The sequence below is a fragment of the Bradyrhizobium sp. 141 genome (assembly GCF_023074055.1).
Taxonomy (GTDB): domain Bacteria; phylum Pseudomonadota; class Alphaproteobacteria; order Rhizobiales; family Xanthobacteraceae; genus Bradyrhizobium.
Window position 1 is genome coordinate 133,256 of record NZ_JADPKR010000055.1, and the last position, 26,335, is coordinate 159,590.

26 protein-coding genes and 1 pseudogene are annotated in these 26,335 nt (G+C 65.6%); 13 read left to right on the plus strand and 14 right to left on the minus strand.

Annotated elements, in window-relative coordinates:
* Positions 1 to 99: 99 nt before the first annotated feature.
* Genes nadC through nadA form a run of 3 tightly spaced genes read right to left on the minus strand, consistent with a single transcriptional unit; the run spans position 100 to position 3,704 of the window.
* Positions 100 to 978 (minus strand): carboxylating nicotinate-nucleotide diphosphorylase, encoded by an 879-nt coding sequence (gene nadC / locus IVA81_RS16165; protein WP_247319798.1) that lies wholly within the window; start codon positions 976 to 978, stop codon positions 100 to 102.
* Between the two features lie 11 nt (positions 979 to 989).
* On the minus strand, positions 990 to 2,588 hold the full coding sequence (locus IVA81_RS16170; RefSeq protein ID WP_247319800.1) for an L-aspartate oxidase: 1,599 nt from the start codon (positions 2,586 to 2,588) through the stop codon (positions 990 to 992).
* 9 nt (positions 2,589 to 2,597) lie between these two features.
* Positions 2,598 to 3,704 (minus strand): quinolinate synthase NadA, encoded by a 1,107-nt coding sequence (gene nadA / locus IVA81_RS16175; protein WP_247319802.1) that lies wholly within the window; start codon positions 3,702 to 3,704, stop codon positions 2,598 to 2,600.
* Between the two features lie 325 nt (positions 3,705 to 4,029).
* Here nadA and IVA81_RS16180 point away from each other — a divergent pair, with 325 nt between their 5' ends.
* From IVA81_RS16180 to IVA81_RS16205, 6 genes and pseudogenes are all read left to right on the plus strand, one after another.
* Positions 4,030 to 5,283 (plus strand): MFS transporter, encoded by a 1,254-nt coding sequence (locus IVA81_RS16180; protein ID WP_247319805.1) that lies wholly within the window; start codon positions 4,030 to 4,032, stop codon positions 5,281 to 5,283.
* Positions 5,284 to 5,324: 41 nt separating this feature from the next.
* The gene (locus IVA81_RS16185) at positions 5,325 to 6,311 is read left to right on the plus strand and encodes an MDR family oxidoreductase (RefSeq protein WP_247319807.1); all 987 of its coding nucleotides are present in this window, start codon (positions 5,325 to 5,327) and stop codon (positions 6,309 to 6,311) included.
* Positions 6,312 to 6,424: 113 nt separating this feature from the next.
* On the plus strand, positions 6,425 to 7,024 hold the full coding sequence (locus tag IVA81_RS16190) for a hypothetical protein (protein ID WP_247319809.1): 600 nt from the start codon (positions 6,425 to 6,427) through the stop codon (positions 7,022 to 7,024).
* A gap of 164 nt (positions 7,025 to 7,188) precedes the next feature.
* The gene (locus IVA81_RS16195; protein WP_247319811.1) at positions 7,189 to 7,440 is read left to right on the plus strand and encodes a hypothetical protein; all 252 of its coding nucleotides are present in this window, start codon (positions 7,189 to 7,191) and stop codon (positions 7,438 to 7,440) included.
* 165 nt (positions 7,441 to 7,605) lie between these two features.
* A pseudogene (locus tag IVA81_RS16200) lies at positions 7,606 to 7,957 on the plus strand (methyl-accepting chemotaxis protein); the annotation flags it as partial.
* A 191-nt stretch (positions 7,958 to 8,148) separates the two neighbouring features.
* Positions 8,149 to 10,119 carry a HAMP domain-containing methyl-accepting chemotaxis protein gene (locus IVA81_RS16205; RefSeq protein WP_247319813.1) on the plus strand — a complete coding sequence of 657 codons (1,971 nt, stop codon included), beginning with the start codon at positions 8,149 to 8,151 and terminating at the stop codon, positions 10,117 to 10,119.
* Between the two features lie 5 nt (positions 10,120 to 10,124).
* Here IVA81_RS16205 and IVA81_RS40480 read toward each other — a convergent pair whose 3' ends face one another.
* Entirely contained in the window at positions 10,125 to 10,259 is a 135-nt protein-coding gene (locus IVA81_RS40480; RefSeq protein ID WP_256469339.1) for a hypothetical protein, read from the minus strand.
* 144 nt (positions 10,260 to 10,403) lie between these two features.
* Here IVA81_RS40480 and IVA81_RS16210 point away from each other — a divergent pair, with 144 nt between their 5' ends.
* A complete protein-coding gene (locus IVA81_RS16210; protein WP_247319816.1) occupies positions 10,404 to 12,092 on the plus strand; it encodes a methyl-accepting chemotaxis protein in 1,689 nt (562 codons plus the stop codon).
* 3 nt (positions 12,093 to 12,095) lie between these two features.
* On the opposite strand, the gene IVA81_RS16215 is transcribed toward IVA81_RS16210, so the two are convergent.
* The 6 genes from IVA81_RS16215 to IVA81_RS16240 form a co-directional block, all read right to left on the minus strand.
* Complete coding sequence (locus IVA81_RS16215) at positions 12,096 to 14,810, minus strand: DUF2339 domain-containing protein (protein ID WP_247319818.1); 2,715 nt, start codon at positions 14,808 to 14,810, stop codon at positions 12,096 to 12,098.
* A gap of 45 nt (positions 14,811 to 14,855) precedes the next feature.
* Complete coding sequence (locus tag IVA81_RS16220) at positions 14,856 to 15,824, minus strand: NAD regulator (protein WP_247319820.1); 969 nt, start codon at positions 15,822 to 15,824, stop codon at positions 14,856 to 14,858.
* Between the two features lie 220 nt (positions 15,825 to 16,044).
* Positions 16,045 to 16,551 carry a protein-tyrosine phosphatase family protein gene (locus tag IVA81_RS16225; RefSeq protein ID WP_247319822.1) on the minus strand — a complete coding sequence of 169 codons (507 nt, stop codon included), beginning with the start codon at positions 16,549 to 16,551 and terminating at the stop codon, positions 16,045 to 16,047.
* A 142-nt stretch (positions 16,552 to 16,693) separates the two neighbouring features.
* Positions 16,694 to 17,308: an HD family hydrolase gene (locus IVA81_RS16230; RefSeq protein WP_247319824.1), complete on the minus strand. Its 615-nt coding sequence runs from the start codon at positions 17,306 to 17,308 to the stop codon at positions 16,694 to 16,696.
* Entirely contained in the window at positions 17,305 to 17,931 is a 627-nt protein-coding gene (locus tag IVA81_RS16235) for a DNA-3-methyladenine glycosylase I (protein WP_247319826.1), read from the minus strand. Before IVA81_RS16235 ends, IVA81_RS16230 begins: the two co-directional genes overlap by 4 nt.
* Entirely contained in the window at positions 17,928 to 18,809 is an 882-nt protein-coding gene (locus tag IVA81_RS16240) for a folate-binding protein (protein ID WP_247319827.1), read from the minus strand. Before IVA81_RS16240 ends, IVA81_RS16235 begins: the two co-directional genes overlap by 4 nt.
* Before the next feature lie 101 nt (positions 18,810 to 18,910).
* Between IVA81_RS16240 and IVA81_RS16245 the strand changes: the two genes are divergently transcribed.
* The 5 genes from IVA81_RS16245 to IVA81_RS16265 all read left to right on the plus strand — a co-directional run bounded on the left by IVA81_RS16245 (position 18,911) and on the right by IVA81_RS16265 (position 23,235).
* Positions 18,911 to 20,245 (plus strand): dihydroorotase, encoded by a 1,335-nt coding sequence (locus tag IVA81_RS16245; RefSeq protein WP_247319829.1) that lies wholly within the window; start codon positions 18,911 to 18,913, stop codon positions 20,243 to 20,245.
* 180 nt (positions 20,246 to 20,425) lie between these two features.
* Entirely contained in the window at positions 20,426 to 21,292 is an 867-nt protein-coding gene (locus IVA81_RS16250; protein WP_247319832.1) for a sulfurtransferase, read from the plus strand.
* Between the two features lie 283 nt (positions 21,293 to 21,575).
* The gene (locus IVA81_RS16255; protein WP_247319834.1) at positions 21,576 to 22,265 is read left to right on the plus strand and encodes an RNA polymerase sigma factor; all 690 of its coding nucleotides are present in this window, start codon (positions 21,576 to 21,578) and stop codon (positions 22,263 to 22,265) included.
* Between the two features lie 105 nt (positions 22,266 to 22,370).
* A complete protein-coding gene (locus tag IVA81_RS16260) occupies positions 22,371 to 22,904 on the plus strand; it encodes a DUF4142 domain-containing protein (RefSeq protein ID WP_247319836.1) in 534 nt (177 codons plus the stop codon).
* Positions 22,905 to 22,914: 10 nt separating this feature from the next.
* A complete protein-coding gene (locus tag IVA81_RS16265) occupies positions 22,915 to 23,235 on the plus strand; it encodes a cupredoxin family copper-binding protein (RefSeq protein WP_247319837.1) in 321 nt (106 codons plus the stop codon).
* A gap of 189 nt (positions 23,236 to 23,424) precedes the next feature.
* Here the strand turns inward: IVA81_RS16265 and IVA81_RS16270 are convergent, their stop codons facing one another.
* From IVA81_RS16270 to IVA81_RS16285, 4 genes are all read right to left on the minus strand, one after another.
* Positions 23,425 to 23,691, minus strand: a complete 267-nt coding sequence (locus tag IVA81_RS16270; protein ID WP_028134933.1) for a hypothetical protein — start codon at positions 23,689 to 23,691, stop codon at positions 23,425 to 23,427.
* Positions 23,692 to 23,885: 194 nt separating this feature from the next.
* Positions 23,886 to 24,263, minus strand: coding sequence for a TIGR02301 family protein (locus IVA81_RS16275; RefSeq protein WP_247319856.1), 378 nt, complete (start codon positions 24,261 to 24,263; stop codon positions 23,886 to 23,888).
* 165 nt (positions 24,264 to 24,428) lie between these two features.
* On the minus strand, positions 24,429 to 24,866 hold the full coding sequence (locus tag IVA81_RS16280; protein WP_247319839.1) for an NUDIX hydrolase: 438 nt from the start codon (positions 24,864 to 24,866) through the stop codon (positions 24,429 to 24,431).
* Positions 24,867 to 24,899: 33 nt separating this feature from the next.
* On the minus strand, positions 24,900 to 25,400 hold the full coding sequence (locus tag IVA81_RS16285; RefSeq protein ID WP_247319841.1) for a hypothetical protein: 501 nt from the start codon (positions 25,398 to 25,400) through the stop codon (positions 24,900 to 24,902).
* Between the two features lie 61 nt (positions 25,401 to 25,461).
* Here IVA81_RS16285 and IVA81_RS16290 point away from each other — a divergent pair, with 61 nt between their 5' ends.
* Entirely contained in the window at positions 25,462 to 26,226 is a 765-nt protein-coding gene (locus IVA81_RS16290; RefSeq protein WP_247319843.1) for an SOS response-associated peptidase, read from the plus strand.
* Positions 26,227 to 26,335 lie beyond the last annotated feature (109 nt).

Consider the following 26,335-nt stretch of genomic DNA (forward strand, 5'->3'; position numbering starts at 1 on the left):
GGCTTGTCCCGGGCATCCACGTTCTTCGTACCGCGTGGCTAAGGCGTGGATGGCCGGGACAAGCCCGGCCATGACGTTGCGGAGGCGCCGGCGCTCCAATCACGCCTCGATATCCAGCGCGCAGTCGAAGTTCGGTGCCGAATGGGTCAGAGCGCCGACCGATGCGTAGTCGACGCCGGTGGCCGCGATCGCCGCGATCGAGTCCAGCGTGACGCCGCCGGACGCCTCCAGCTTGAGGCGGCCCTCGTTGATCCGTACGGCCTCCCGCAATGTCGCAACATCCATGTTGTCGAGCAGCACGGCATCGGCCAGCCCGGTGTCGAGCACCTCGCGCAGTTGCGCCAACGTGTCGACCTCGATCTCGATCTTGACGAGATGGCCGGCATGGGCGCGGGCGCGCTCCAGCACCGCACTGACGCCGCCGGCGACCGCGATGTGGTTGTCCTTGATCAGGATCGCGTCGTCCAGACCGAAGCGGTGATTGAAGCCGCCGCCGCACCGCACCGCGTATTTCTCCAGCGCCCGCAAGCCCGGCGTGGTCTTGCGCGTGCAGCAGATGCGCATTCTCGTGCCTTCGGTGCGCGCAACATAATCCGCCGTGAGCGTGGCTACGCCCGACAGGCGGCCGACGAAATTCAGAGCGGTCCGCTCCGCGGTGAGAATGGCGCGCGCGGGCCCCGTGATCGTCAGCAACTGCTGTCCGCGGGCAACGCGTGCGGCGTCACGCATCTGCGCGCGCACCTCGATGTCGGGCGAGAGCTTTTGCAATGTCGCCAACGCCAGCGGCAAGCCGGCGATCACGCCGGACTGGCGCGCGACCAGCACGGCTTGCGCCTTGGTCGCTTCCGGGATCGTCGCGAACGAAGTGATGTCGCCGGCGCGGCCGAGGTCCTCGTCGAGCGCGCGCTGCACTGCTTCGTCGATGACGAGCGGCGAAAGGAAGGCGTCGGGGTTAAGCAATGAGGTCGGGGTGATCATGGGGGACTCCATCAGGCGATCATGGGGCGGGTGCGCGGTAACGGGCTCAGGCTTTCTGCGATCTCGCGCGCCGCGGCGAGCGAGGTCATCGTTCTCTGCGCCAGCGCAGGGATTTCGGCCGGATGGTCGGAGCGGAAATGCGCGCCGCGGCTTTCGCGCCGGCTCCAGGCCGAGGCTGCGACGAGCAGGGCCGACGTCGCCATGTTGCGGAGCGTGATGCTCGTAGCCTCGCGTTCGAGCGCGGCGAAGTGGTGCACGGCGTCGGTGAGATCGTCGCCCTCGCGGACCACGCCGACATGCGCGCTCATCATCGCCCGCAATCGCTGCACGACCGCGGCATCCGGCGCGCCGCCGCGCGGTGCGACCGGTGCGTCGGGAAGGCGGGCAGGCGAGGACAGCGCACGACCGGCGATGTCGTCGGCAATTCGTGCGGCGTAGACCACGGCCTCGAGCAGCGAATTCGAGGCGAGCCGATTGGCGCCGTGCGCGCCGGTCGACGACACCTCACCGCCGGCCCAGAGCCCGTCGATCGAGCTGCGGCCGCGGTCGTCCACCGCGATGCCGCCCATGTGGTAGTGTGCGGCGGGCGCAATCGGGATGATTTGCGTCGCTGGATCGATCCCGGCGGCGACGCAGCTCGCATGCACGGTCGGAAATTTGTCGGCGAAGCTCGCGCCCAGCGCCTGGCGCGCATCGAGAAATGCGCCGCGACCGGCCGCGATCTCGGCGAACACGCCGCGGGCGACGATGTCGCGTGGCGCGAGCTCCGCCAGCGGGTGGCGCGCCGCCATGAAGCGTTCACCGCTGCCGTTGATCAGCGTTGCCCCTTCGCCGCGCAACGCTTCGGTGGCGAGCGGTGCGGGATCGCGTCCGATCCTGATGGCGGTGGGATGGAACTGCACGAATTCGGGGTCGGCGATTATGGCACCGGCGCGCGCCGCGATGGCGAGGCCGGATCCGCTGGCCTCGAGCGGATTGGTGGTGACGGCATAGAGATGCCCGATGCCCCCGGTGGCGAGCACCACCGCGCGCGAGGCGAGCAGGAGCGGCCTCGCCGACGAGTTGACGGCCTCACGCAGTTGTAGGCCGGCCACGGCACCGCCCTCGGTCAGGAGCGCTTCAGCGACGAGACCTTCGATGACACGGATCGACGGCGTGCGGCGCACGGCTTGGCTCAAGGCCGCGATGATCGCCGCGCCAGCCCCGTCGCCTCGCACATGCACGATGCGCCGGGCGGAATGTGCGGCTTCGCGTCCCACGGCGAGTCTGCCTTCGAGATCGCGATCGAAAGGAACGCCATAGGCCAGGAGATCATGAATCCGCGGCGCGGCCTCGCGGGCGATGCCGAGCGCCACCGCCTCGTCGACAAGGCCGCCACCGACGGCGACGGTATCGGCGGCGTGTGCTTCCGGCGTGTCGCCTTCGGCCACGGCCGCGGCAATGCCGCCTTGCGCCCATGCGGATGATGCGCCCTGTCCGAGCGGCGCGGCCGAGATCAAGGTCACCGGCCGGGGGGCAAGCTTGAGCGCACAGAACAGTCCGGCAAGGCCGCCGCCGACGATGATGATGTCGTCCGTGCCGCGGGTGAGGTTGTGAATGTTGTCTTGCATGCTGTGCTCTCAGTTCTTCAGATTTATCATCCGCTCGACCGAATGCCGCGCACGCACCGCAAGCGCGGGATCGATCGTCACCTCCTCGCCGAGCGTCAGCAGGCTCTCCAAGATGTTGGCGAGCGTGATGCGCTTCATGTGCGGGCAGAGATTGCAGGGACGCAGCATCTCCACGTCGGGCAGCTCGGCGCGGACATTGTCGGCCATCGAGCACTCCGTGATCATCACCAGCCGTCGCGGCCGCTTTTCGCGCACCCAGTTGATCATGTGTGCGGTCGAGCCGGTGAAGTCGGCTTCCGCCAGCACGTCCGGCGGGCACTCCGGATGCGCGATGATCTGCACCGAGGGATCGGCCTCGCGAAAGGCACGCAGCTCTTCGCCCTTAAAGCGTTCGTGCACTTCGCAGGCGCCCTTCCAGGCGATGATCTTCACGTCGGTCTTCGAGGCCACGTAGGTTGCCAGATAGCGATCGGGCAGGAAGATCACGCTTGCCGCGCCCAGGCTCTCGACCACTTGCACCGCGTTCGACGAGGTGCAGCAGATGTCGACCTCGGCCTTCACCTCCGCGGAGGTGTTGACGTAGGCGACGACGGGCACGCCAGGAAATCTTTCGCGGAGCAGGCGGACGTCGGCGCCGGTGATGCTGGCGGCGAGCGAGCAGCCGGCCCGCGAATCCGGGATCAGCACCGTCTTGTCCGGGTTGAGCAGTTTTGACGTCTCCGCCATGAAGTGCACGCCGCACTGGACGATGATGCCGGCCTTCACCTTGGTGGCTTCGACGGCGAGCTGAAGCGAATCACCGCCGATATCGGCGACGCAGTGGAAGATCTCGGGCGACTGATAATTGTGCGCGAGGATCACCGCGCCCCGCGCGCGCTTCAGCTCGTTGATCGCCTGGATCGTCGGCGCCATCAGCGGCCACTCGATCGGCGGGATCACATGCTTCACACGCTCATAGAGCGTCGTGGTGGCGCGCGCGACCTCCGGCGTCCATGCCAGCGAAGGCATCGGCAGCGCGGGTCCCGTTCGTGCCGGTGCGGCACGGGGGGAGGTGGTGAGTTGGCCCTGGGGCCGGTTGGCAAAGTCGTCGGGGCCGTAAATTCCAGCGATCGGCATCGAAGCCTCCCTTGCATATCCATTATACTCAGATTGAGCATATATGAGGCCCAATTAATCTGAGGCCAGCGCATCAAGGTCATATATACTCAATATGAGCAAATCAAAGATAACACGCTCTGCTGAGGACTGCCAGATTCTTCCGCACACATTTCCGTCAAGCCCGGCTTGGTGGGTCGGCGAGGCCACACTGAAACGCAATGCTTCCGCGGCAGCTCCCCGTGGAATGCAACCGTTTTTGACTTGGGGTTTTCATGCAAGTGCATTAAATGGCATGTTCGCGGTTGCCGCTTTGCGAGTCCGCCGAAGAGAGACGAGGAGCACCATGTCGACATCAGCGGGCGAGCTTGCCCCGGCCCCACGTTCCTCCAACTGGCGCACTCCGGCCGTCATCATTCTCTGCGGTTGTGCGATCGGCATGCTCGGCTTCGGTCCGCGCTCGGCGCTCGGCTTCTTCGTGCAGCCGATGAGTCACGAATTCTCCTGGGGCCGCGACGTGTTTGGCCTCGCCATTGCCGTGCAAAATCTGTTGTGGGGCCTGGGCCAGCCATTCGCCGGCGCGGTCGCCGATCGCTTCGGCCTGTTCCGGGTGATGTGCGTCGGCGCTCTGCTCTATGCCGGCGGCCTGTTGTTGATGCGCTATTCCTCGACGCCGTTGTCGCTCAACCTCGGTGCGGGCGTCATGGTCGGTTTTGGTCTTGCCGGCTGCTCGTTCAATCTGGTGCTGTCGGCGTTCACCAAGCTGTTGCCGGCCGAGAAGCGCGGCCTTGCACTTGGTGCCGGCACGGCGGCGGGATCATTCGGGCAGTTCCTGTTCGCGCCAATCGGCGTGGCCTTGATCGACAATTTCGGCTGGCAGCAGGCGCTTTCCGTGTTCGGCTTCCTGATGCTGCTGATCATCCCGCTGTCGCTGGCGCTCTCGACGCCGCCGGTCGCACATGCGGCGACCGCGACGCCGGCGGATGATCAGACCTTCACCAAGGCGCTTGCCGAAGCCTTCGGCCACCGCTCCTATGTGCTGCTGGTGCTCGGCTTCTTCACCTGCGGATTCCAGCTCGCCTTCGTCACCGTGCATCTGCCGGCCTTCCTGGTCGATCGCGGCATCACCGCGCAAACCGGCGGTTGGGTGATTGCGGCGATCGGCCTGTTCAACATCGTGGGATCGCTGAGCGTCGGCTATCTCCAAAACTCACTGCCGAAGCGCTACATCCTCTCGACCATCTACTTCACGCGTGCTCTGGCGACCCTCGCCTTCATCTCGTTCCCGATCACGCCGTTCTCGGCGATCGCATTCGGTGCGGTCTCCGGCCTGACCTGGCTGTCGACGGTGCCGCCGACCTCGGCGCTGGTGGCGCTGATGTTCGGCACCCGCTGGTTTGCAACGCTCTACGGCTTCGCCTTCGTCAGCCATCAGGTCGGCGGCTTCCTGGGCGTCTGGCTAGGTGGCATCGTCTTCGAGCGCTTCGGTTCCTATACGCCGATCTGGTGGCTCTCGATCCTGTTCGGCGTGCTCTCGGCGCTGATCAATCTTCCGATCGTGGAAAAACCGGTTCAGCGGACGGTTGCGCAGCCGGCCTGATCGGCTAAACATCCCCGACAAACAAGTCAGGGAGTTCAGTCGTGGCCACATTCAAGGCGATCCGGATCGACAAGGCGGACAAGGGCACCACCGCCGCGCTAACGCAGTTCGACGAAGCCGAGCTGATGGACGGCGACGTCACCGTCCGCGTCGAATGGTCGACGCTGAACTACAAGGACGGCCTTGCGCTCACCGGCAAGGCGCCGGTGGTGCGCCGCTTCCCGATGATCGCCGGCATCGACTTCGCCGGCACCGTCGAGCAATCCTCGCATCCGCAATGGAAGGCTGGCGACAAGGTCGTCTGCACCGGTTGGGGCATGGGCGAGACCCATCTCGGCGCCTACGCCGAGAAGGCGCGGGTGAAGGGCGACTGGCTGGTGGCCTTGCCGCAAGGCCTGTCGGCGCGCGATGCCATGGCGATCGGCACCGCCGGCTTCACCGCGATGCTCTCGGTGCTGGCACTGGAGAAGCACGGTCTGTCGCCGAAGAGCGGTCCCGTGGTGGTGACGGGTGCCGCCGGCGGCGTCGGCTCGGTCGCGATCGCCGTGCTCTCGAAGCTCGGCTACCACGTCATCGCCTCGACCGGCCGCGCCTCGGAGGCCGACTATCTGAAGCACCTGGGAGCGGCCGAAATCATCGACCGCAACGAATTGTCGGCACCGGCCAAGCCGGTTGCAAAGGAGCGCTGGGCGGGCGGCGTCGATAGCGTCGGCTCGACCACACTGGCGAATCTGCTGTCGATGACGAAATATGGCGGGGCAATTGCGGCCTGTGGCCTGGCCGCCGGCTTGGACCTGCCGTCGTCTGTCGCACCCTTCATTTTGCGCGGGGTGTGCCTTCTCGGCATCGATTCCGTGATGTGCCCGATCGAGCCGCGGAAGGCCGCCTGGCAGCGCTTGGCGTCCGATCTGGATCGGACAAAACTATCTGAAATCACTCAGGAAATCCCGATCGACGAAGTTCCGCAATGGGGCGCCAAAATCCTGGCCGGCCAGGTCCGCGGCCGCATCGTGGTAAAAATTGTCTAACGGCGTTCAGACTTTACCAACCAAGCTGCTTCAATGTCGCCATGGTTAGTATGGTAAGCAGCAGGTAAAGAGATAAGGCATCGCCCGCTGCGGGGGTTGGTTCGGAGTTGAGCATGCTTGCGCGTATTGTGTTGGGGGCTGTCACGGCGGCAGCAACGTTTGCGCCGGCCATTGCCGGAAGCATGAACGCCGACGAGGCGCGTCGCTTCGTGGCCGGCAAAGTGTTTGCGTTCACCTGTTTCGACGGCACCCGCGGTGCAGGCCGCATCCTCGACGACCTCGGCGCCGCCGGCGCGGTGCAGTTCTCCGGCGCCGGTCCGGTGAAACACCTCCGCCTGCCCGGCAACACGCTCCAGATCCGCGGTCAGAACGTCTGCGCCTCGATCAAGGGCATTCCGTTCGAGCCCTGTTTCAACCTGGAAAAGACCGATGATCGCAGCTTCCGTGGCTCGGTGTCGGGCATGGGCTTCGCCTATTGCGACTTCCATCACCAGGGCGGCAACCAGATGCTGATGGCGCGCGCCGCGGCGCGGCCGCGCTCGCTGCACAGGCCGGAGCACACCGGTTCGGTTGGTCCGTCCAACACCGAGATTGCCGCGCGGGTGGAGACGCCCCGTGTCGAGAGCGGCCGGCTCGAGCCGGTGAAGTCGGATACCAGGTCGGAGCCTGCCAAGAACGAGGGCCCCCTGGAGCTGCGCCGTTCGACCCAGTGAGACGGCCGCGCGCGTCAGTCCGCCCACTTTTTCGTTGAAGACGTCCATCGAACACGAAGCCGCCGCGCCGTAGTCATACGGACGGCGGTTTTCATGCCTTGGTAGCTGTTCGCGCTCCAGTTTGCGTACGGCCGGGGGGTGCGGCCCGATAAAAGGGTTCAACGATGTCGCTGTATTTTTTCCGCATCAGCACCGGTCGCTATTCCGGTGCCGCCGACCAGCCGTACGAGTTCGAGGATCGCACAGCCGCCTGGACCGAGATGACCGAGGTCTGCGCCAACCTGCTCGGTGGCATCGCGCGCAGCCTGAAGCCGAATGCCGAGTGGTGCATGGAGCTGCTTGACGAGAACAAGCAGCCGGTCTTTCGCATCAGCCTCGTCGGCGAGAGCCATCCGCTGCCCAATCACCCCGATTGACGCCGTGCTTCTATGGCCCGATTTCCTAAGACATCGGGAATCCATCGGAGGGATGCTCACCGAGATTTGAGCTTTTCCGGTTTGGCATTTCGGAAGGCAAGTCGATGCATTTCCTTGGTCGTTTTCGCATCCTGACGAAAATTCTGGGAATCTTCGCGCTGCTTTGCGAAGGCCACGGGTGAAATCGGGCAGCAGATCGCCAGCATCCAGACTGCGACCGAGCATTCGGTTGGCGCGATCAGGGACATCAGCCACACCATCGAGAAGCTGTCGGAGATCTCCTCGACCATTGCGGCCGCGGTGGAAGAGCAGGGGCGCTGCAACGCAGGAAATTTCCCGCAACGTGCAGCAGGCGGAAGGCACTCATCAGGTGTCGTCCAACATCACCGACGTGCACCGCGGCGCGAGCGAGACGGCTCGGCGTCAGGTGCTGTCCGCCGCGCAGATGCTGTCCGGCGACAGCAACCGCATCAAGCTTGAGGTGAGCAAGTTTCTCGGCACCGTGCGCAACGCCTGACCGCGGCGGGCAGATCTGGCTTGCAACCGTCGCGCGTGCCTGCGCGGCGGTTGCGCGCGTTCGTATTTCGACGTTGCGACCCGTGCCGCAGGGTTAACCTTCCGGAAAAGCGACGCAGTCATGATGCCCGCGATATTTCCGGGCGCTGAGTCGCCCTTCGCGTATTGCGTCTCAATCGTTGGAGCACATTCATGAGTGGCATTTCCATTCGCCTTACCCACAAGGTCATGGCGATCGGACTGTTCGGCCTCATCGGGCTCGTCGCCTTCGGCGCGATCTACGAGATCGGCAGCCTCTCCCAGGACACCTCCCGCGACGCTGCCAACCGCGCCCGCGCGATCGCCGACCTCAACAAGCAGCTCTCGATCGAGATGCTGGAGGCTCGCCGCAACGAGAAGAATTTTCAGCAGCGGCGCACTGAGAGCTACGCCAAGGCGCATGCCGAACTGATCGGGCCGATCAACCGCGATTTCGACGAGGTGGAGCGGTTAATTGCGGCCGGCGGCATGGCTGCGTTGTCTGACAGGATGAAGCAGGCCCAGACCGGCTTCAAGCGCTACGCGTCGGACTTCGGTGCGCTGGTGACGGCCGAGACCAAGCTTGGACTGAACGAGACGCAAGGCTTGTCCGGCTCGCTCCGCGCCGCGGTACACGACATCGAGGCCAAGCTGAAGGAGATCGACGATCCCAGGACGACGAGCTGGATGTTGATGATGCGCCGTCACGAGAAGGACTTCATGCTGCGGCGCGACCCAAAATACATTGCCGAGATGAAGAAGGCCGCTACCGAATTCTCCAAGGCAATAGAAGTTGTCGCAGTCCCTACGGCGGTGATGAACGAGATCATGGCCAAGCTCCAGAAATACCAGTCCGAGTTCGCGGCGTGGGCGGAGACCGCGCAGCAGAGCGGCGCGCTCGATGCCAGCATGATGAAGACGTTCCGCGAGATCGAGCCCGTCATGGCCGAGATGCGGGCTGCCGTCGATGCCCAGTATAAGCAGGCCGAGGCCGCCGAGGCTGCAACGCGCGACGCCGTGCGGTTGTGGATGGCGGTCACCTTCGGCATCACCGTCGTGGTGCTGGCCGCAGTCGGCTTCCTGCTCGGACGTTCGATCTCGAAGGCGCTTGCTGCCATGGTCGCGGCGATGACGCGGCTTGCGCGCGGCGAACTCTCGATTTCCGTTCCCGGCATCGGGCGCAAGGATGAAATCGGCGAGATGGCCGGTGCCGTCGAGGTGTTCAGGAGCAACATGGCGGAGGCCGATCGGCTGCGTACCGAGCAGGCCGAAGCGGACGCACGCGGGCGCGCGCAGCGCAAAGCCGATATGCAGCGGCTCGCCGATACGTTCGAAGGCGCGGTCGGCGAGATCATCGAGACGGTATCGTCGGCGGCGACCGAGCTCGAGGCGTCGTCGAACACGCTCTCCCAGGCCGCCGAGCGCGGCAACGGGCTTGCCACCGCCGTGGCGGGGGCCTCGGAGGAGGCGTCCGCCAATGTGCAATCGGTTTCCGCAGCCAGCGAGGAGATGACTTCGTCGGTATCCGAGATCAGCCGCCAGGTGCAGGAATCGGCGCGCGTAGCCGACGTCGCGGTCGGGCAGGCCCAGCGCACCAATGCGCGCGTCGCCGAGCTAGCCAAGGCCGCCACCCGCATCGGCGACGTGGTCGAGCTGATCAACACCATCGCCGCGCAGACCAACCTGCTGGCGCTCAACGCCACGATCGAGGCGGCGCGGGCGGGCGAAGCCGGCAAGGGCTTTGCCGTGGTCGCCACCGAAGTGAAGGCGCTTGCCGAGCAGACCGCGAAGGCGACGGGCGAGATCGGTCAGCACATCGGCGCGATCCAGGCCGCGACGGAGGACTCTGTCGGAGCGATCAAGGAGATCGGCGACACCATCGCGAAGATGTCGGAGATCTCGTCGACCATCGCCGCCGCGGTGGAGGAGCAGGGGGCCGCCACGCAGGAGATCTCCCGCAACATCCAGCACGCGGCGCAAGGTACCTCCGAAGTCTCGGCGAACATCGCCGACGTCCAGCGCGGCGCCGGCGAGACCGGGGCTGCCTCGGCGCAGGTGCATTCGGCCGCGCAGTCGCTGTCGCAGGAGAGCAACCGGCTCAAGAGTGAGGTCGCGCGCTTCCTGGAGTCGGTGCGGGCGGCCTAGCGGCTTCACCGCGAGCATTGTTGCAGCGCGTCAAGGGCGGCGCGCTCGCGCCACAGCACGTGATAGTCGCGTGCAGCAACAAATGATTGCATGGAAAATAACGCGGGCCGGGCCTCGCCCGTAGTTTTACGTAGGGTCATGTTAACGCCTGCTTGCGAGTATGGAAGGCAATCTTACGGGATAAGAACCAGCCAGCACTGTTGAACTGACCGCCGCACGGTCGTCCGTCGTGACGCCTGGCGCAGGTGGCGTGCGCGTTGCTAGGCATCGTTGGGATTTGTGTGATGTCGAAGTTGTCGATCGTCTTCAAGCTTCTGAGCGTGTTGTCAGTTCTCGTTCTCTCGCTGGCCGGTGTCGGCGTGATGGCGATCGGCACCATGCAGAACATCAACGCCCACACGGTCGAGATTGCGCAGAGCTGGCTGCCGAGCGTCCGTGCGCTCGGCTCGATGCGCGCCGACATCAATGAGCTGCGCGTCGCGCTACGCCTGCACCTGATGCAGGACACCGCTGAAGGCAAGGAAGCCGCCGAGAAGCGCCTCGCCTCGTTGCGCGAGCGCATCGAGAAGACGCGCAAGGTCTACGAGCCGCTCATCACGGCCGCCGAAGAGCGCTCGCTCTACGAGCAATGGACCAAGGCGTGGGCCGACTACCTGAATGGCGTGCAGGAGGTCATGGCGCTGTCGCGCAAGAGCGTCGGCCGCTTCCCCACCGACGCCAACGAGATGTTGCAGACCAGGGTCGCGAAGATGGCCCAGGCCGCTGATCCCCTGCTCCAGAAGGGCATCGAGCTCAATAACCAGGGCGCCGAGCTGGAGACGAAGCAGGCGGCCGACAGCTACGCCACGATCTTCCGCGTGCTGGTCGGCATCATCGTGCTCTCCGTCGTGATCGCGATCGGCGCCGCCTACTATCTCGTGCGTGACGTGTCTCGCGGCATTGCCTCGATCATCCGCCCGATGCAGTCGCTCGGAGAGGGCGACCTCTCGGCCGAGGTGCCGTATCGCGGCGAGAAGACCGAGATCGGTTCGATGGCGGATGCGCTCCAGATCTTCAAGGAGGCGCTGATCGCCAAGAAGGCCGCCGACGACGCGGCGGCGCGCGACGCCGAGGCCAAGATCGAACGCGGCCGCCGCGTCGACGCCATCACCCGCAAGTTCGAAGCCATGATCGGCGAAGTGGTCGGGACCGTGTCGTCGGCCTCAACCGAGCTGGAGGCATCGGCGACGACGCTGACCAACACGGCACAGCGCGGCCAGGAGCTCGCGACGGTCGTTGCGGCTGCGTCCGAGGAAGCCTCCACCAACGTCCAGGCGGTGGCGTCCGCCTCGGAAGAGCTGTCGTCCTCCATCACCGAGATCAGCCGCCGCGTGCAGGATTCGGCGCGGATGGCTGCGGAAGCCGTCGAGCAGGCGGCGCGGACCAACGACCGCGTCAACGCGCTGTCGCAGGCGGCCTCCCGCATCGGCGACGTCGTCGAGCTCATCAACACCATTGCGGGCCAGACCAACCTCCTGGCGCTGAATGCGACCATCGAAGCGGCGCGCGCCGGCGAAGCCGGCCGCGGCTTTGCCGTCGTCGCGTCAGAGGTCAAGGCACTGGCCGAGCAGACCGCGAAGGCGACCGGCGAGATCGGGGCGCAGGTTTCGGGCATCCAGGCCGCGACCCAGGAATCCGTCAGCGCCATCCAGGAGATCGGCGGCACCATCGAACGGTTGTCCGAGGTGTCCTCGGCCATCGCCGCCGCCGTCGAGGAGCAGGGCGCGGCAACGCAGGAGATTTCGCGCAACGTCCAGCAGGCCGCGCTCGGCACGCAGGAAGTCTCGTCCAACATCACCGACGTGCAGCGCGGCGCGATTGACACCGGCTCGGCCTCGGGCGAAGTGCTCTCGGCCGCGAAGTCGCTGGCGACCGACAGCACCCGTCTGAAGGTCGAGGTCGCGCAGTTCCTGGAGTCGGTCCGCGCGGCCTGATCCTTACGCGCCCGTCTGCGGAGCCGGAGCCGGCGGCGGCGCGACCTGCCGCCGGAACAGGATGCGCTGGTAGAGCCAGCCGATCGCGACCAGCACAATGCCGAGGCACATGAACGACAGTGCCCGGTAGACGCCTGTCAGCGTCGACATGTCGATGACGAAGGCTTTGAGGATCGTCAGCGCGATGACCGCGGCCGACGCCAGCCGCGCGCGCTCGGAGTTGACGAGGATGCCGACGCCGAGCAGGACCACGCCGAAGCCGAGCCAGCCGATCGAATAGGTGTATTGCTCCGCTCCCGTGGTGCCGCCGTAGAGCAGGACCGGGCCGTGATAGAAGCGGCGAATCTCCAGCGTCACATAGCTGAGCGCGAACACCAGCGCGCCACCTGCGATCGTGTTGGCGTAGGTGACGGAGCGATGGCCCGCCACCGCATAGGACAGCAGCAGCATCAGCACTGCCGGCAGAGCGTAGCCGAGCAGCAGCAGGTTGAAGACGAGGCCGCCGACATTGACACTGGAGAACAGCAACGGGTTCTCCAGGATCAAGAGGCCGAACACGCTGATGAACCCGGCAATCACCGTGAGCACGACCGCACCGACATTGTGCACGATGCTGTGGCTGCGCAGCCGCAGCCGCTCAAGCCCGATCGCCATCGCGAGCGTGATGCAGACTTGCAGCGCGAATTCGAGCAGCGACGGCGGCGAGGTCATCCGGCCGTTGGTCGCAAAGTGACGGATCTCCATGAAGGCGAGCAGCGCGGTAAACAGAATCGCGGCGGTCTCGACCATGCGCAGCGGCGCATCGTCGGCGCGGCGGCGCAGGAAGATGCTCGCGCCCCAGAACGATGCCGCCGGCAGGCCGTAGCCCCAGAGCAGCCAGTTGAAGATCGGCGTGGCGCCGACGGCATCGCCGACGATGCACGGATCATAGGCGATGCGCGCGGTGACGAGCCCCGCAAAGATGGCGGAGAGCCAGCGCAGGAACGGGATCGGCCGCTGCAGCGAGATCCAGGCGGTCCCGAGCGACATCAGCGCCAGCGCGATCGTCAGCCAGCCCTTCTCCAGCGCGAAGGTCAGCGCCAGCGCCAGCGCACCGAGCGTGCCGGTCGCGAACAAAGCGGTGGAGATCATGGTGCCCGGCCGGCTCTCGCGGCGTGTGAGAGCCTCGGTCGCGGCGCCGAAAGCCGCGGCGAGCAGCACGGCGAGGATCGCAAACGGGATCGAGCGGTCGAGATGGGCAATACGCGCGTAGAGCGCAACCAGGATCGCGATCGGCGTCGCTACGGCTGCCGCCGACCACACCACCGGGATGATCGCCGAGTTCGAACGGCCCTGGGCAAGGAAGCCAGCGAGGCCGAAGCCGGCGGCGAAGAGCGCGGCCATCACCAGATGCAGCGTCACGGAGCTGTCGATCGCGGCGGGTCCGATTCCCGTCAGGGGGCCGCCCGGCAGCACCAGCATGTCCGGATTGGCGCGCACTGCCCATTCGGCAAACACGATGAAAACCGTCGCAGCAGCTGCGCCGAGTGCACCGGTCGCCGCCGGCGCGCGCCAGGCGACGAACAGGGTTGCGCCGACGAGAAGCGCGAACGCGGTCAGCGCAAGATCGGCATGCGCGCTCGACAGCACGATCAGCATCGCGCCGAACAGATAGGCACCGAGCGAGCTCGATGACACCGGCTCGATCTCGCCGTCTTCGATCGTCGGGCCGAACATGAAGCCGCAGACGACGAGGAGGGCAGCGAGTACGAAGCCAGCCATGACATGGAAGGCGTGCGGCGCGACCTGCAATTCTTCGGTGTCCAGACCCGGGAAGATCCACAGCACCGCGAACACGATCGTGGTGACCGCGAGCCAGCGCCATAGCCGGATGCGGGCGAGGCCGAAGCTCGCGGCGGTGACGACCGCGAGGTAAATATAGAGCGCCCAATAGTCCGGCTTGCCGCTGGAGACGAGAACCGGCGTCACGAAGGCGCCGACCACGCCGAGGCCGGCGAGCGCCGGTCCGTGCAGCAGCGCGGCCGCGAGCGTGCACATGGCGACGATGCCGAGCAGCACGAAGGCGGTGGCAGGCACGAGGAAGCCGTAGAGCGCATAGGCGGCATAGATGGTCGCGAACGCCACCGCCGTACCGGCGGCGGTGAGGATCGCCGGGATGTTGGCGATCGGCAGCGCCTGGATGTTGGAAATGCTCTCCTTGCGCCGCGACCATTCGCCGGCCCCGAGCAGCGCAGCTGCGAACAGGCCGCCCAGGAACACGCGCACGCCGGGGCCGAGGAGGCCGGCCTCGATCGAATAGCGCACCATGAAGAAGCCGCCGAGCGCGAGCGCAAGGCCGCCGATCCACACCACCCAGCGGGTACCGAGCTGCTCCTCGAAGCCCGGCGCAGGCGCGGGCAGCGGAGGCGGAGGCGGCGCATCGGCCTCGGTGCCCGCTTCGAGCGGCGGGGGCGAAACAGCTTCGGTAACAGGCGGCGATGCCGGTTCAGTTTCCGGCGCAAGCGGCGGCGGCTCCGCGGTATCAGTCGTGGTGGCGGGCGCCTGCTCCCAAACAGGTGTGAGCGGCGGCGGCTGCACCTGCCGCTGCGCGTCAAACATCTCTTCGAGCGAATTCAGTCGCCGGCGCAGCTCGGCCGCCTGGCTGGAGGCCTTGATCGCAATGAGGAACGCGGCGATCGCAATGATCCACGCAAAGACGTCAAACGGGCCGTCGAACATGAAGCCTCCAGGCGATCGGCGGGGGGCCGATTGCGAAATCCTTGTCTAGCGCCGGGAGCGGACGCGCAAGCCCGGTGCGGGCCGCTCCTGGAGCACGTCGCGGCGGAAGCGGTAGAGCGCCGCCGGCCGTCCGCCCGTCTGTGTCGACATCACCCCGGTCGGTTCGACCAGAGCTTCCATTTCGACCAGGCGGCGGAAATTCTGCTTGTGCAGGTGCCGGCCGGAAATCGCCTCGACCGTGTGCTGCAGTTCGGTAAGTGTGAATTCAGGCGGCAAAAGTTCAAAGACGACAGGACGATACTTCAGTTTTGCACGCAGCCGCGCGATCGCCGTGGCGAGGATCCGGCGGTGGTCGAACCGCATCGAGGTCCCGAGCGGGGGAAGCGTCTTGCGCGCTAATGCCGCAGGGCGGCCGTCGCGCCGCGCTTCCTCGACCAGCCCGGCCTCGTACAGGAGCTCGTAGCGGTCGAGCACGCGCTCCTCGTCCCAGGCCGCTCCCTCGAGGCCAAAGTAGAATCGCACGCGATCCTTACGCGGCAGCGCGCGAATCGTCTCCGGCGTCTCCTCCGCGGCCCACTCGGTCAGCGCAGGAATGATGTCGCGGGCGATGATCGCAGGCGGCTCCTCGCGCCGGTCTTCCCAGGGGAAGAAGCGATACCATGGCGCGAAGCTCGCCGCGTTTGCTGCAAGCTCGCCGTCCACCGCGCGCGTCAGGGCGAGATACCCGATCGACACCATATGCGCGCCGGTGTCGCCGGCCTCGGCATGGCGGCCGCGATCGCCGAAGGTGTAGAGCTGCTCGACATAGCCGAGCCGCAAGCCCGCCTGCTCCTCGACCCAGGCGCGCAGGCCGATCTCGAAGGTGCGGTGCGCGAGCGCGTCGAACGGGCCGAACGGCAGGCCGGCAAGCCCGTCACTGCCGCGCGCGGTCAGGATCAGCGGCTCATGGCCCGCGATCGCGGCGATGGCCGCGGTCAGGCCGATCTCGATCGGCGTCAGGAGCTTGTCGCTCATGCGATGATGATCGCAGAATCGATTGCGACGGTCTCTCCGCGGACTCGCTGTAACCTCTCCCGCTTGCGGGAGAGGTCGGCGCGTTCCGGGCGGCGCGAAGCATCGTCCCGCGCCGGGTGAGGGCTTTCTCCTCTTGGGGATCGTCCCGTTGCGGCGACACCCTCTCCCCAACCCTCTCCCGCAAGCGGGAGAGGGGGCGCACCTGCGATGTGGCGCCCACTCATTCGAGCTCGATCACGAAGGGGCGGCCCTCGACCATCATCGCGCCCGGGCCGATCTCGTCGAGCGCGCGCAGCATGCGTCCGTTGCGTCCCAGGGCACGGTCGGCAAGGCCGACGATGCGCCGGTTCGGCGAGGCGATCGGCGAGGCCGCGCGGATCTTCCTGGCGATATCGAGCTCGTCGCGGTTTGGATTGAGCGCGCAGACCGCCGCGAACGCGCTCGCGGTGGAGCGGCTGATGCCGGCATAGCAATGGACCACCAGCGGTGCGCTGCGGTCCCAGCCGCGCACGAAGTTCAGCACCTGATCGATATGCGTCTCGGACGGCGCGACGAAACCGTCCATCTCCTCGGTGATGTCGTCCATCGACACCTTGAGATGGTTGGCCGGCAGCACGGATACCGGCCGTGCCACCTGCTCGACATTGGCCATCACGGTCAGCACATGGCTGGCTCCGGTGAGGCGGACGGTTTCGGGAAGCGCGGCGAGGGAACAGACGTGGATCATGGCGGACCTTTTTGGCGGCGATTATAGCCGGTGCCGTAGGGTGGGCAAAGGCGCATCGCGCCGTGCCCACCATTTCGCGCCGCGCGAATCGCTTAGTTTGGTGGGCACGCTTCGCTTTGCCCACCCTACGAAGGGACGACGCTCACGCGAACACCGCGCCAAACCGCTCCAAAAATTGCTTCTCGGCCCGTGCCGCGGTCCAGGGCGTCAGGTAGTCGCGCCGGACGCTGTCGGAGAGGCCGGGATCCTTGCCGAACAGGCGCTTCGCCTCAGGCTCTTCGAAGCCGGCGAGCGCGGTCGCCTCCAGATAGGCTGCGCCGCGATCGGCGGCCTTGATCGCTTGCGTGATTTCGTCCGGCAGCTCCGGCGGCAAGCCGAAGCGGATGTGGATGGCGCCGAGCAGCCGCTTCTCGACCGCCTTGTAATGGCCGTCGAGCACGGCCTTGAACGGCGAGATCATGTCGCCGATCACATATTCGGGCGCATCGTGCAGCAGCGCGGCGAGCCGCATGCGCCGATCGACGCGCGGCATCTCGTGCCGCAGCACGGTCTCCACCAGCAGCGTATGCTGCGCGACCGAGAAGATATGCGCGCCGATGGTTTGCCCGTTCCAGCGCGCGACGCGCGCGAGGCCGTGCGCGATGTCGGCGATCTCGACATCGAGCGGCGAGGGATCGAGCAGATCGAGCCGCCGGCCCGACAGCATGCGCTGCCAGGCGCGGGATTGCGCAACGGGCGCCGTCTTCTTCGCGGTCATTTTGCCTTGAGGCGCGGCTTGCGCTGCGTCTTGCCGCAGATCGCGTGACAATGGCAGTCGATGAGGTGGTCGTTGACCATGCCGGTCGCCTCCATGAAGGCATAGACGATGGTCGGGCCGACGAATTTGAAGCCGCGCGAGGACAGCTCTTTCGAGATTTGCACCGATAATGGTGTCGAGGCCGGCACGCTCGCGGTGGACTTGAACTGATTGACCTTGGGTCGTCCGTCCATGAAGTCCCACAGCAGCTTCGAGAAGCCCGGGCCCTTCTCCATGATGTCGAGATAGGACTTCGCGCTCGCTATCGCGCCGTCAATCTTGGCCTTGTTGCGCACGATGCCGGCATCGTTCATCAGCGCATGAACCTTCTTCTCGTTGTAGCGCGCGATCTTCTCCGGCTGGAAATCGTCGAAGGCTTTGCGGAAGTTGTCGCGCTTGCGCAGGATGGTGATCCAGGACAGGCCGGCCTGGAAACCGTCGAGGATCAGTTTTTCGTACAGCGCGCGATCGTCATATTCCGGCACACCCCATTCGGTGTCGTGATAGGCGACATAGAGCGGATCTTCACCAGGCCAGGGACAGCGGGTCTTTCCGTCGGGATGCAAGCGGGGAGCGCGGCTCATGCGGTGGGCTGCTTCGTTGGAACGCGAACGACGTCTGGTTCAGCGAGCGTCAAAACCAGCCCCCCGGCAGTGAGCGGCTGGCCGGCGTCGAGCGCGTCCGCAACACGGTCGATGCGCACCAGCGCGATGCCCTTGCCGCCGGACGTCGAGCCGATGGTGCCGACCGGCTTGTCGCCGGCGAGAATGGTCGCGCCGGCCTCCGGCGAGGGGCCATCGAGCAGCACCTTCACGCTGCGGGTGCGCGCGGTGCCGCGATGCTGCATGCGCGAGACGACTTCCTGGCCGACATAGCAGCCCTTGTCGAAATCGACGCCGGCAAGGCGGTCCATGTTGGTCTCGTGCGGAAACGCGTCGCTGTACATGAAATCGAGCCCGCCGCGCGGCACGCCGAGCGCGATACGGTGCGCCTCGTATTCGGTCGGATCGACCAGTTCGGCCCCGACGAGATCGGACAGCTTCTGCTTGAGATCTTCAGGGATCAGGATGCGAACGCCGAGCCCGTCATTGCGCGGGTCGGTGAAGGCGAGGTCTGGCTGGGCCGCGGGATGGCCGTCCCAGGCGGCAAGCACGCCGAGATCGCCGGAAAGGTTTTCCACCGTGACCTTGGCGCGCAGCTTGTAGAATTTCAGCTTGGTGGCGAGGCTATCTGCCAGCGCTTTCGGGCAGTCGATCAGGAACCCGCCGCCATGACCCGCGGGCGCTTCCGTGATCAGGAAATCCACGATGATCTTGCCCTGTGGCGTCAGCAGTGCGCCGAATCGCCCCAGGCCCGGTTTCAGCCTGTCGACGTCGGTCGTGACAAGGCCGTTGAGGAAGTTGCGCGCATCCTCGCCCGCGACCTTGACCACGCCCCGGTCGGGAAGAAACGCTGATTTCATACGAAAATCTCTTGCGACATGTTGCTCCGGAACGTAAGCCCGCGAGGCATAAACGACAAGACCTCGAGCCCTGCGCTTGGGGATGAGAGGGGCCTTCAGCCATGACCCAGCGTTTCGACGTGATCCTCAAGGGCGGCACCGTGGTCAATCAAGACGGCGAGGGTGTTCGCGATATCGGCATCACGGGCGGCCGGATCGCCGAACTGGGCCCGTTGTCGCAGGCCTCGGCCGCGGAAGTGATCGACTGCAAGGGCCTGCACATCCTGCCCGGCGTCATGGACACGCAGGTGCATTTCCGCGAGCCCGGCCTGGAGCAGAAGGAAGACCTCGAGACCGGTTCGCGCAGCGCCGTGATGGGCGGTGTCACCGCCGTGTTCGAGATGCCGAACACGTCTCCGTTGACGGTGACGGAGGCCACTTTCACCGACAAGGTGAAGCGCGCCCATCACCGCATGCATTGCGATTTCGCCTTCTTCATCGGCGGCACTCGCGAGAACGTGCAGGATTTGCCGGTGCTGGAGCGCGCGCCGGGCTGCGCGGGCGTCAAAGTGTTCATCGGCTCCTCGACCGGCGCGCTGCTGGTGGAGGACGACGAGAGCCTGCGCCGCATCTTCCAGGTGATCCGCCGCCGCGCCGCGTTCCATGCCGAGGACGAGTATCGCCTCAACGACCGCAAATCGCTGCGCATCGAGGGCGATCCGCGCTCGCATCCGGTGTGGCGCGACGAGACCGCGGCGCTGATGGCGACCCAGCGCCTCGTCAAGCTCGCGCATGAGACCGGCAAGCGCATCCACGTGCTGCACATCTCGACCAAGGAAGAGATCGAGTTCCTGCGCGACCACAAGGACGTCGCCTCCTGCGAGGCGACGCCGCATCACCTCACGCTGGTCGCGCCCGAATGCTATGAGCGGCTCGGCACGTTGGCGCAGATGAACCCGCCGGTGCGCGGCGCCGATCATCGCGCCGGCATCTGGCGCGGCATCGAGCAGGGCATCATCGATGTGCTCGGCTCCGACCATGCCCCGCACACGCTGGAGGAGAAGCAGAAGACCTATCCGGCCTCGCCGTCCGGCATGACCGGCGTCCAGACGCTGGTGCCGCTGATGCTCGATCACGTCAACGCGGGTCGACTCTCTCTGGCGCGCTTCGTCGATCTCACCAGCGCCGGCCCCGCGCGCCTCTACAACATGGCCTGCAAGGGCCGCATCGCCGCCGGCTACGACGCCGACTTCACGGTCGTTGATCTCAAGCGCAGCGAGACCATCACCAACAAATGGGTGGCGTCCAAGGCCGGCTGGACCCCCTATGACGGCGTCCGCGTGACAGGGTGGCCCGTCGGCACCTTCATCCGCGGCCGCCGCGTGATGTGGCAAGGCGAGCTGGTGACGGCCTCGCAAGGCGAGCCGGTGCGGTTTCTGGAGACGCTGAAGCAGTAAGTTGCTGCGGTCGGTGTGATCCGTCATCCTGAGGTGCGCGCCATGCGGTGCTTTTGCACCGTATGGCAAGCCTCGAAGGATGAGCGGCCCCGCTGGTGGCCGTCGCCCTTCGAGGCCTCCGCTACGCTCCGGCACCTCAGGGTGACGGAGATTGTGCGCGTATGACGGGAGAATATTCCAATGAGTCAGAGTGCCCTCATCACCACTGAGCAGCTCGCCGCCATCCTCGGCGATCCCAACCTCCGCCTCTTCGACTGCACGACCTACAACGAGCCGGTGCCGCCGGGCAGCGACGTGCCGTACCGCGCGGTGCCCGGCGACAAGACGTTTGAAGCCGGCCACATTCCCGGTGCCGATTTCCTCGACTTGCAAGGCGAGTTCTCCGACGCCTCCGCGCAACAATTCTTCATGATGCCTGATGTCGCCCAGCTCGAGGCCGCCTTCGGCCGCCACGGCGTCGACGCAGGCAAGATCATCGCGCTCTACAGTATCGGCACGATGATGTGGTCGACGCGGTTCTGGTGGATGCTGCGTTCGCTCGGCGTCGATGCGCATGTGCTCGACGGCGGCTTCGACAAATGGAAAGAAGAGGGGCGGCCGGTCGAGACAGGCGCACCGAAGGGATATCCGGCGACGACCTTCAAGGCTGCACCGCGCGCGGGCTTCTTCGTCGACAAGACCACCGTGAAGGCCCGGATCGGCGATCCCGCGACGGTCATCGTCAACGCGCTCGGGCCGCAGTTTCACCGCGGCCTCGAGCCGAGCCGCTACGGCCGGCCGGGCCGCGTTCCCGGCAGCGTCAACGTATCAGCCGCAACACTCGTGAACGCCGACAAGACGTTGACGACGCTCGCCGATGCCGAAGCCAAATTCGCGATGGCAGGCGTCACGCGCGACAAGAATGTAATCTGCTATTGCGGCGGCGGCATCTCGGCGACGATCGACCTGTTCCTGCTGACGCAGCTCGGCTACGACAAGCTGACGCTCTACGACGCCTCGATGGGTGAATGGGCGAGGGACCCGGAACTGCCGATCGAGACGGATTAGGTTTGCTGACCCTTCCCTCCAGGGAGAGATCGCATTTGTACCTGCACAAGAGGTCGTCATGCCCGGGCTTGTCCCGGGCATCCACGTTCTTCGTGCCGCCGGCAAGACGTGGATGGCCGGGACAAGCCCGGCCATGACGATGTGGAGACTATCGTGCCCAAAGCGCCCACATCTCAAATGCGATAGCCCTTCCTCGAGGGGAGGGTAAGATCAGGGCAAGAAATCTCGGAACCTTTCTTACTGGCCTGCATCCAATGTCCGAAGCCAATGGAGGTGCCCCGCCATGCCAGGGACCGCAGCCGGCCTGTCCGCCGGCGTCAGGACATCGGAAGCCGAGTTGATCGACCGTGCGCGGCGCCGGGATGAAGCCGCATTGCGCGAGATCATGCAGGCCAACAACCGCAGGCTCTACAGGCTCGCCCGCGGTATTCTGCGCAGTGATAGTGAGGCCGAGGACGTGGTGCAGGAAACCTATATCCGCGCATTCACGCATCTCGACGACTTTCTTGGTGCCTCGGCGCTGTCGACGTGGTTGTCGCGCATTGCCATCAACGAAGCGCTCGGACGCGCACGCGGTCGGAAGCCGCAGGTCGAACTGGGATCGCTGCCGGAGGCGACGCTCGAAGCGCAAATCATCCAGTTTCCCCTTTCGTCCGCCGCAACTGATCCGGAAAAATCCATGGCTCAACGCGAAATCCAGCGCGTCGTCGAACACGCGGTCGATGAATTGCCCGACGCCTACCGCATGGTCTTCATCGCGCGGGTGATGGAGGGGATGAGCATGGAGGAGACGGCCGAGCTGCTCGGTATCAAGCCCGAGACAGTGAAGACGCGGCTGCACCGTGCGCGCACTCAGCTGCGCGAGAACGTCGAGAAGAAGATCGGCCCCGTCGTGATGGATGCCTTTCCGTTCGCCGGACAGCGCTGCGAGCGCCTGACGGAAGCCGTGCTCAAGCGCCTTGGCGTCGGCTGATCGGCGTCGGCTGAAATTTTTCGGGAACGTTTGCGCGAAAGTCCCGTCCAATCCCTGTGAAGCAACGCGCCGGCGAACCGCCCGGCAGCACAGGAGCGTCAAGCCATGTTGATCCGATGGAACGCGGCGGTTGCCGCAGCAATTCTGTTGTCGAGCCCCGCGCTGCTGCAAGGCGCCAGCGCGGCCGACAAGCCCACCGATCCGCAGATCGCCCACATCGCCTATACCGCCGGCGTGATCGACATCAACGCGGCCAAACAGGCGCAGAAGAAGGCGAAGAGCAAGGACGTGAAGGCCTTTGCCGAGGACATGCTGCGCGACCACGAGGCGGTCAACAAGCAGGCGCTCGCGCTGGTCAAGAAGCTGAATGTCACGCCGGAGGACAACGACACCAGCAAGGCGCTGTCGAAGCAGGCGAGCGACAAGATGGCCGAGCTCGACAAGCTGGACGGCGCGGCGTTCGACAAGGCCTATGTCGCCAACGAGGTCGCCTACCACAAGGCGGTCAACGGCGCGCTGGAGACCCAGCTGATTCCGTCCGCGAACAATGCTGAGCTGAAGAGCCTGCTGCAAACCGGCCTGAAGATCTTCCAGGGGCATCAGCAGCACGCCGAGCACGTCGCGGCCGAGCTGAAATAGGGAGTGTGCGATGATGTCGGGGCGGCTGTGTTCGATCGCTATCGCGCTTGTCTTCGCGGCAATGGTCGCCCCGGCAGACGCCGCGACGATAGAGATCACGATGGAGAATCTCGTCATCTCACCGGCTGAGATACCGGCCAAGGTCGGCGATACCATCAACTGGATCAACAAGGACGTCTTCGCCCACACCGCCACCGCGAAGAACGGCGACTTCGACGTGACACTGCCGCCGAAGAAATCGGCGACATCAGTTCTGAAGAAGGCGGGAACGATCGATTATTACTGCCGCTATCATCCCAACATGAAAGCGACTCTCAAGATCGAACCGTGAGGAGGGAGCACGTTCCCGATCGTATCAGGAACATCTCCCGCTCATTGCAAGACTAATGCTTGTCCGCGGGGGACGGCTTCCGTGCGATAAACGCGGCAGACTTCGCGAACCTTTCGCTAAATCCTGTTCGCAAAGTCATTCATCCGTCAACTGGCCCCGCCCGAATGGCGGGGTCATTTTCGGCAGTGCCTACTGCCTGCAGATGTCGACCGAGAATTCACCGTTGCGGATGCGGCCGGGAAAGCCCTCGACGAACTTGGCGACCGCGTCCTCGCCGTAGGTGCCGACGAGCTCGGCAAAGGCCGCAAACAGGCTCGCCTGCGCCAGGCAGTCGCCGTCGACGCCATCGTGGCGCGCCTCGGCCCAGGCCTCGTTGAGATAGCTCAATGCGGCCTGCTTCTGCTCGTGATCGGGCAGCGGCGCGCGTGCGGGGGCGTAGGAAATCGGCTGGCTCATGAAACTCGATCAGGGCTGGGGCGCGATCCACGGCGATGCGCTGTGCAAGAGGTTTAGCACGGGCGTTAATGACCGCTAGGCCACATCTTTAGGAACGGTTAACGGCTGTGAACAAACTCGATGACAAAGTTCCGGCCGTTGTCATTCCGGGGGCGCGACGAAGTCGCGAGCCACGCAATGACGACCAGAGAGTCTCAGTTCGCGTAGCGCGCCGTGAGATCCCGCGAGATCTTCGAGCCTTCCTCGATATAGCGGCGGATCGCCACCGTCGCCGCCGGCGTGCAGCTCCGGTAGGTCTGCTGAAAGCCGTTATAGCCGCGATTGAAGCCGGCGATCATCCGGGTGCGGCGCTCGCCGGAGGGGGTTTCGGCATCGATCAGCGCCTGCATCTCGTTGCGCCATTTGTTGCCCTCGTTGGACCCGCAGATGCCGCGCAGATAGTGCAGCCCGCCGAGGATCTCCGCCAGCCGCTGCAAATCGCCGTCAAACGGCGCCGCCACGTCCTGGGCCCTCATGGGCGCGGAGGCGCAGGCGAGAATCAGGGCAAAAATGGCGAGAAATCGCGTGGACATCGGCGGGCTGTATGCCCCCTCGGGGCGGTGGACGCAAGGTGACGTGAGGGACGCAGCGAACGCGCCCACAGCGTCATGGCCGGGCTTGTCCCGGCCATCCACGTCTTGCCAGGCAGCACGGAGAACGTGGATGCCCGGGACAAGCCCCGGCATGACGAATTCTGGTCAATCTCCGGCCACCAGCCGCGCGGCGGACTGGATGACCTCTTCCAGCCCCCCGGTCAGCTTGAGGTCGCCGAGGCTGGCCAGGGCGTCGGGCACGATCCAGCGGTAGTCGTCGAGCTCGTCGTTCAGGACCGGCTCACGGGCCGTCCAGCGGGCGGCAAACGACATGATCAAATAATGGCCGGCGCCGGCGGCCGCCGGCAGCACTTCGCGCCAGCCGGCGAGGCCAACGATCGCGATGTCGAGCCCGGTTTCCTCGTCGACCTCGCGGCTCAGTGCCTGGTGCAGCGATTCGCCGAATTCGACCCGGCCGCCCGGGAGCGAATAGAAGCCCTTGGCGGGCGAGCGGGCGCGGCGGGTCAGCAGCACCTTGCCGTCGCGGAAAATGGCGGCGCTGACGGCAAGCTGGGGATGGGTGGGCTGGACGACTGAAACCATTTTCTTAAAGGACCTGTTCTGCAAGGACCTGGCTCAGTTCGCCATGATGGTATCGACGTCCGCTTCGGCCCCGCCATGGATGATGCCGCCGCAGGCCGCGATCAGCGGCTTGACCCAGAGCGCGGCCTGCTCGGCGAGGCGGATGCGCGTCGTGTCCTTCTCGACCTCGCGCATGGCTGAGCCGACCGCAGTCAGGATCGAGGTCATGGTATCGGTGAGGTGGTCAAACTGGGCGCGGACGTTGGGATCGGCCTTCTCATAGGCTTCGATGGCGAGGTCGCGCGCCTTGAAATTCGACGCCGTGAAATGCTCGGCATAGGACAGCGGCGACCAGGTCAGAAAATCTTCCGCGCATTCGGGCATGTCGGGGACCATTTCCAGCAGCATCACGGCTTCATTGAAATGGTTGAGATAGTCAGTGGCAAGCCCGGTCCGCGGGTTGATGTTGGCCACGCGCAACCGCTCGGCCCAGGCGGAGGCCTCGGGGCCCGTCTGTGCATGAGTCTGCGCGGGTTGGGAGGCCATTGAGCTCATCAGCCGCAGTGTTAACGTTCGGGGTTAAAAGGACCTGAACGGACCCTATATAGCGCTTGGGATGTGTGGACGCTTCGTCATAACTTCGGCCCCTGCGGCCTTGCGGCAACTGTTCGGCTATGTCGAGCAGCCGAATTTCCCGCCTCGGTACAACGTGGCGCCGACACAACCGATTCCGGTCGTATTGGTCGAGAACGGCGCGCGGCATTTTCGGCTGATGCGCTGGGGTCTCTTGCCGGGATGGGTCAAGGACCCCCGCGGATTCACGCTCCTGATCAACGCCCGCTCCGAGACGATCCTTGAGAAGCCCGCCTTCAAGAGGGCGATCCGCCGGCGGCGCGGGCTGATCCCGGCCGATGGCTATTACGAATGGAAGGTGGAGGACGGCCGCAAGCAGCCCTTCTTCATCCACCGTGCCGACGGTGCGCCGCTCGGTTTCGCTGCTTTGTTCGAGACCTGGGCCGGGCCGAACGGCGAGGAGCTCGACACGGTCGCGATCGTCACGGCCGCGGCGGGCGAGGATCTCGCCGCGCTGCATGACCGCGTGCCGGTCACCATCAGCCCGCGCGATTTCGAGCGCTGGCTCGACGTCAGCGGCGACGAGCTCGATGCGATCCTGCCGCTGATGACCCCCCCGCGCCGCGGCGAATTCGCCTGGCACCCGGTCTCCACCCGCGTCAACCGCGTCGCCAATGATGACGAGCAGCTCGTGCTGCCGATCAGCGCGGAGGAGATGGCGGCGGAGGCAGAGGCGTCGAAGCCGAAGAAGGTGGCGCGGAAGGCGGCGGCCGGATCGGCGGATGACGGGCAGGGCTCGTTGTTCTAGCTCCGCTGCCGTAGCAACCATTAAATGGCGGCGGTGTTTTGAGCCGACGGATCGCCTGCGCCTGCCATGATGACGCCGTGCTCGCGTCCGTCAAGGCGTGGCCTGGCGG

Coding starts and splice junctions, on each gene's coding strand:
- IVA81_RS40480 (WP_256469339.1), bottom strand. CDS start 10,259: ATGACCCTACGTAAAACTACGGGCGAGGCCCGGCCCGCGTTATTTTCC.
- IVA81_RS16215 (WP_247319818.1), bottom strand. CDS start 14,810: ATGTTCGACGGCCCGTTTGACGTCTTTGCGTGGATCATTGCGATCGCC.
- IVA81_RS16180 (WP_247319805.1), top strand. CDS start 4,030: ATGTCGACATCAGCGGGCGAGCTTGCCCCGGCCCCACGTTCCTCCAAC.
- IVA81_RS16260 (WP_247319836.1), top strand. CDS start 22,371: ATGTTGATCCGATGGAACGCGGCGGTTGCCGCAGCAATTCTGTTGTCG.
- IVA81_RS16280 (WP_247319839.1), bottom strand. CDS start 24,866: ATGGTTTCAGTCGTCCAGCCCACCCATCCCCAGCTTGCCGTCAGCGCC.
- IVA81_RS16220 (WP_247319820.1), bottom strand. CDS start 15,824: ATGAGCGACAAGCTCCTGACGCCGATCGAGATCGGCCTGACCGCGGCC.
- IVA81_RS16255 (WP_247319834.1), top strand. CDS start 21,576: ATGCCAGGGACCGCAGCCGGCCTGTCCGCCGGCGTCAGGACATCGGAA.
- IVA81_RS16235 (WP_247319826.1), bottom strand. CDS start 17,931: ATGAGCCGCGCTCCCCGCTTGCATCCCGACGGAAAGACCCGCTGTCCC.
- IVA81_RS16170 (WP_247319800.1), bottom strand. CDS start 2,588: ATGCAAGACAACATTCACAACCTCACCCGCGGCACGGACGACATCATC.
- IVA81_RS16250 (WP_247319832.1), top strand. CDS start 20,426: ATGAGTCAGAGTGCCCTCATCACCACTGAGCAGCTCGCCGCCATCCTC.
- IVA81_RS16265 (WP_247319837.1), top strand. CDS start 22,915: ATGATGTCGGGGCGGCTGTGTTCGATCGCTATCGCGCTTGTCTTCGCG.
- IVA81_RS16230 (WP_247319824.1), bottom strand. CDS start 17,308: ATGACCGCGAAGAAGACGGCGCCCGTTGCGCAATCCCGCGCCTGGCAG.
- IVA81_RS16190 (WP_247319809.1), top strand. CDS start 6,425: ATGCTTGCGCGTATTGTGTTGGGGGCTGTCACGGCGGCAGCAACGTTT.
- nadC (WP_247319798.1), bottom strand. CDS start 978: ATGATCACCCCGACCTCATTGCTTAACCCCGACGCCTTCCTTTCGCCG.
- IVA81_RS16245 (WP_247319829.1), top strand. CDS start 18,911: ATGACCCAGCGTTTCGACGTGATCCTCAAGGGCGGCACCGTGGTCAAT.
- IVA81_RS16240 (WP_247319827.1), bottom strand. CDS start 18,809: ATGAAATCAGCGTTTCTTCCCGACCGGGGCGTGGTCAAGGTCGCGGGC.
- IVA81_RS16290 (WP_247319843.1), top strand. CDS start 25,462: ATGTGTGGACGCTTCGTCATAACTTCGGCCCCTGCGGCCTTGCGGCAA.
- IVA81_RS16205 (WP_247319813.1), top strand. CDS start 8,149: ATGAGTGGCATTTCCATTCGCCTTACCCACAAGGTCATGGCGATCGGA.
- IVA81_RS16275 (WP_247319856.1), bottom strand. CDS start 24,263: ATGTCCACGCGATTTCTCGCCATTTTTGCCCTGATTCTCGCCTGCGCC.
- IVA81_RS16195 (WP_247319811.1), top strand. CDS start 7,189: ATGTCGCTGTATTTTTTCCGCATCAGCACCGGTCGCTATTCCGGTGCC.
- IVA81_RS16270 (WP_028134933.1), bottom strand. CDS start 23,691: ATGAGCCAGCCGATTTCCTACGCCCCCGCACGCGCGCCGCTGCCCGAT.
- IVA81_RS16225 (WP_247319822.1), bottom strand. CDS start 16,551: ATGATCCACGTCTGTTCCCTCGCCGCGCTTCCCGAAACCGTCCGCCTC.
- nadA (WP_247319802.1), bottom strand. CDS start 3,704: ATGCCGATCGCTGGAATTTACGGCCCCGACGACTTTGCCAACCGGCCC.
- IVA81_RS16210 (WP_247319816.1), top strand. CDS start 10,404: ATGTCGAAGTTGTCGATCGTCTTCAAGCTTCTGAGCGTGTTGTCAGTT.
- IVA81_RS16285 (WP_247319841.1), bottom strand. CDS start 25,400: ATGAGCTCAATGGCCTCCCAACCCGCGCAGACTCATGCACAGACGGGC.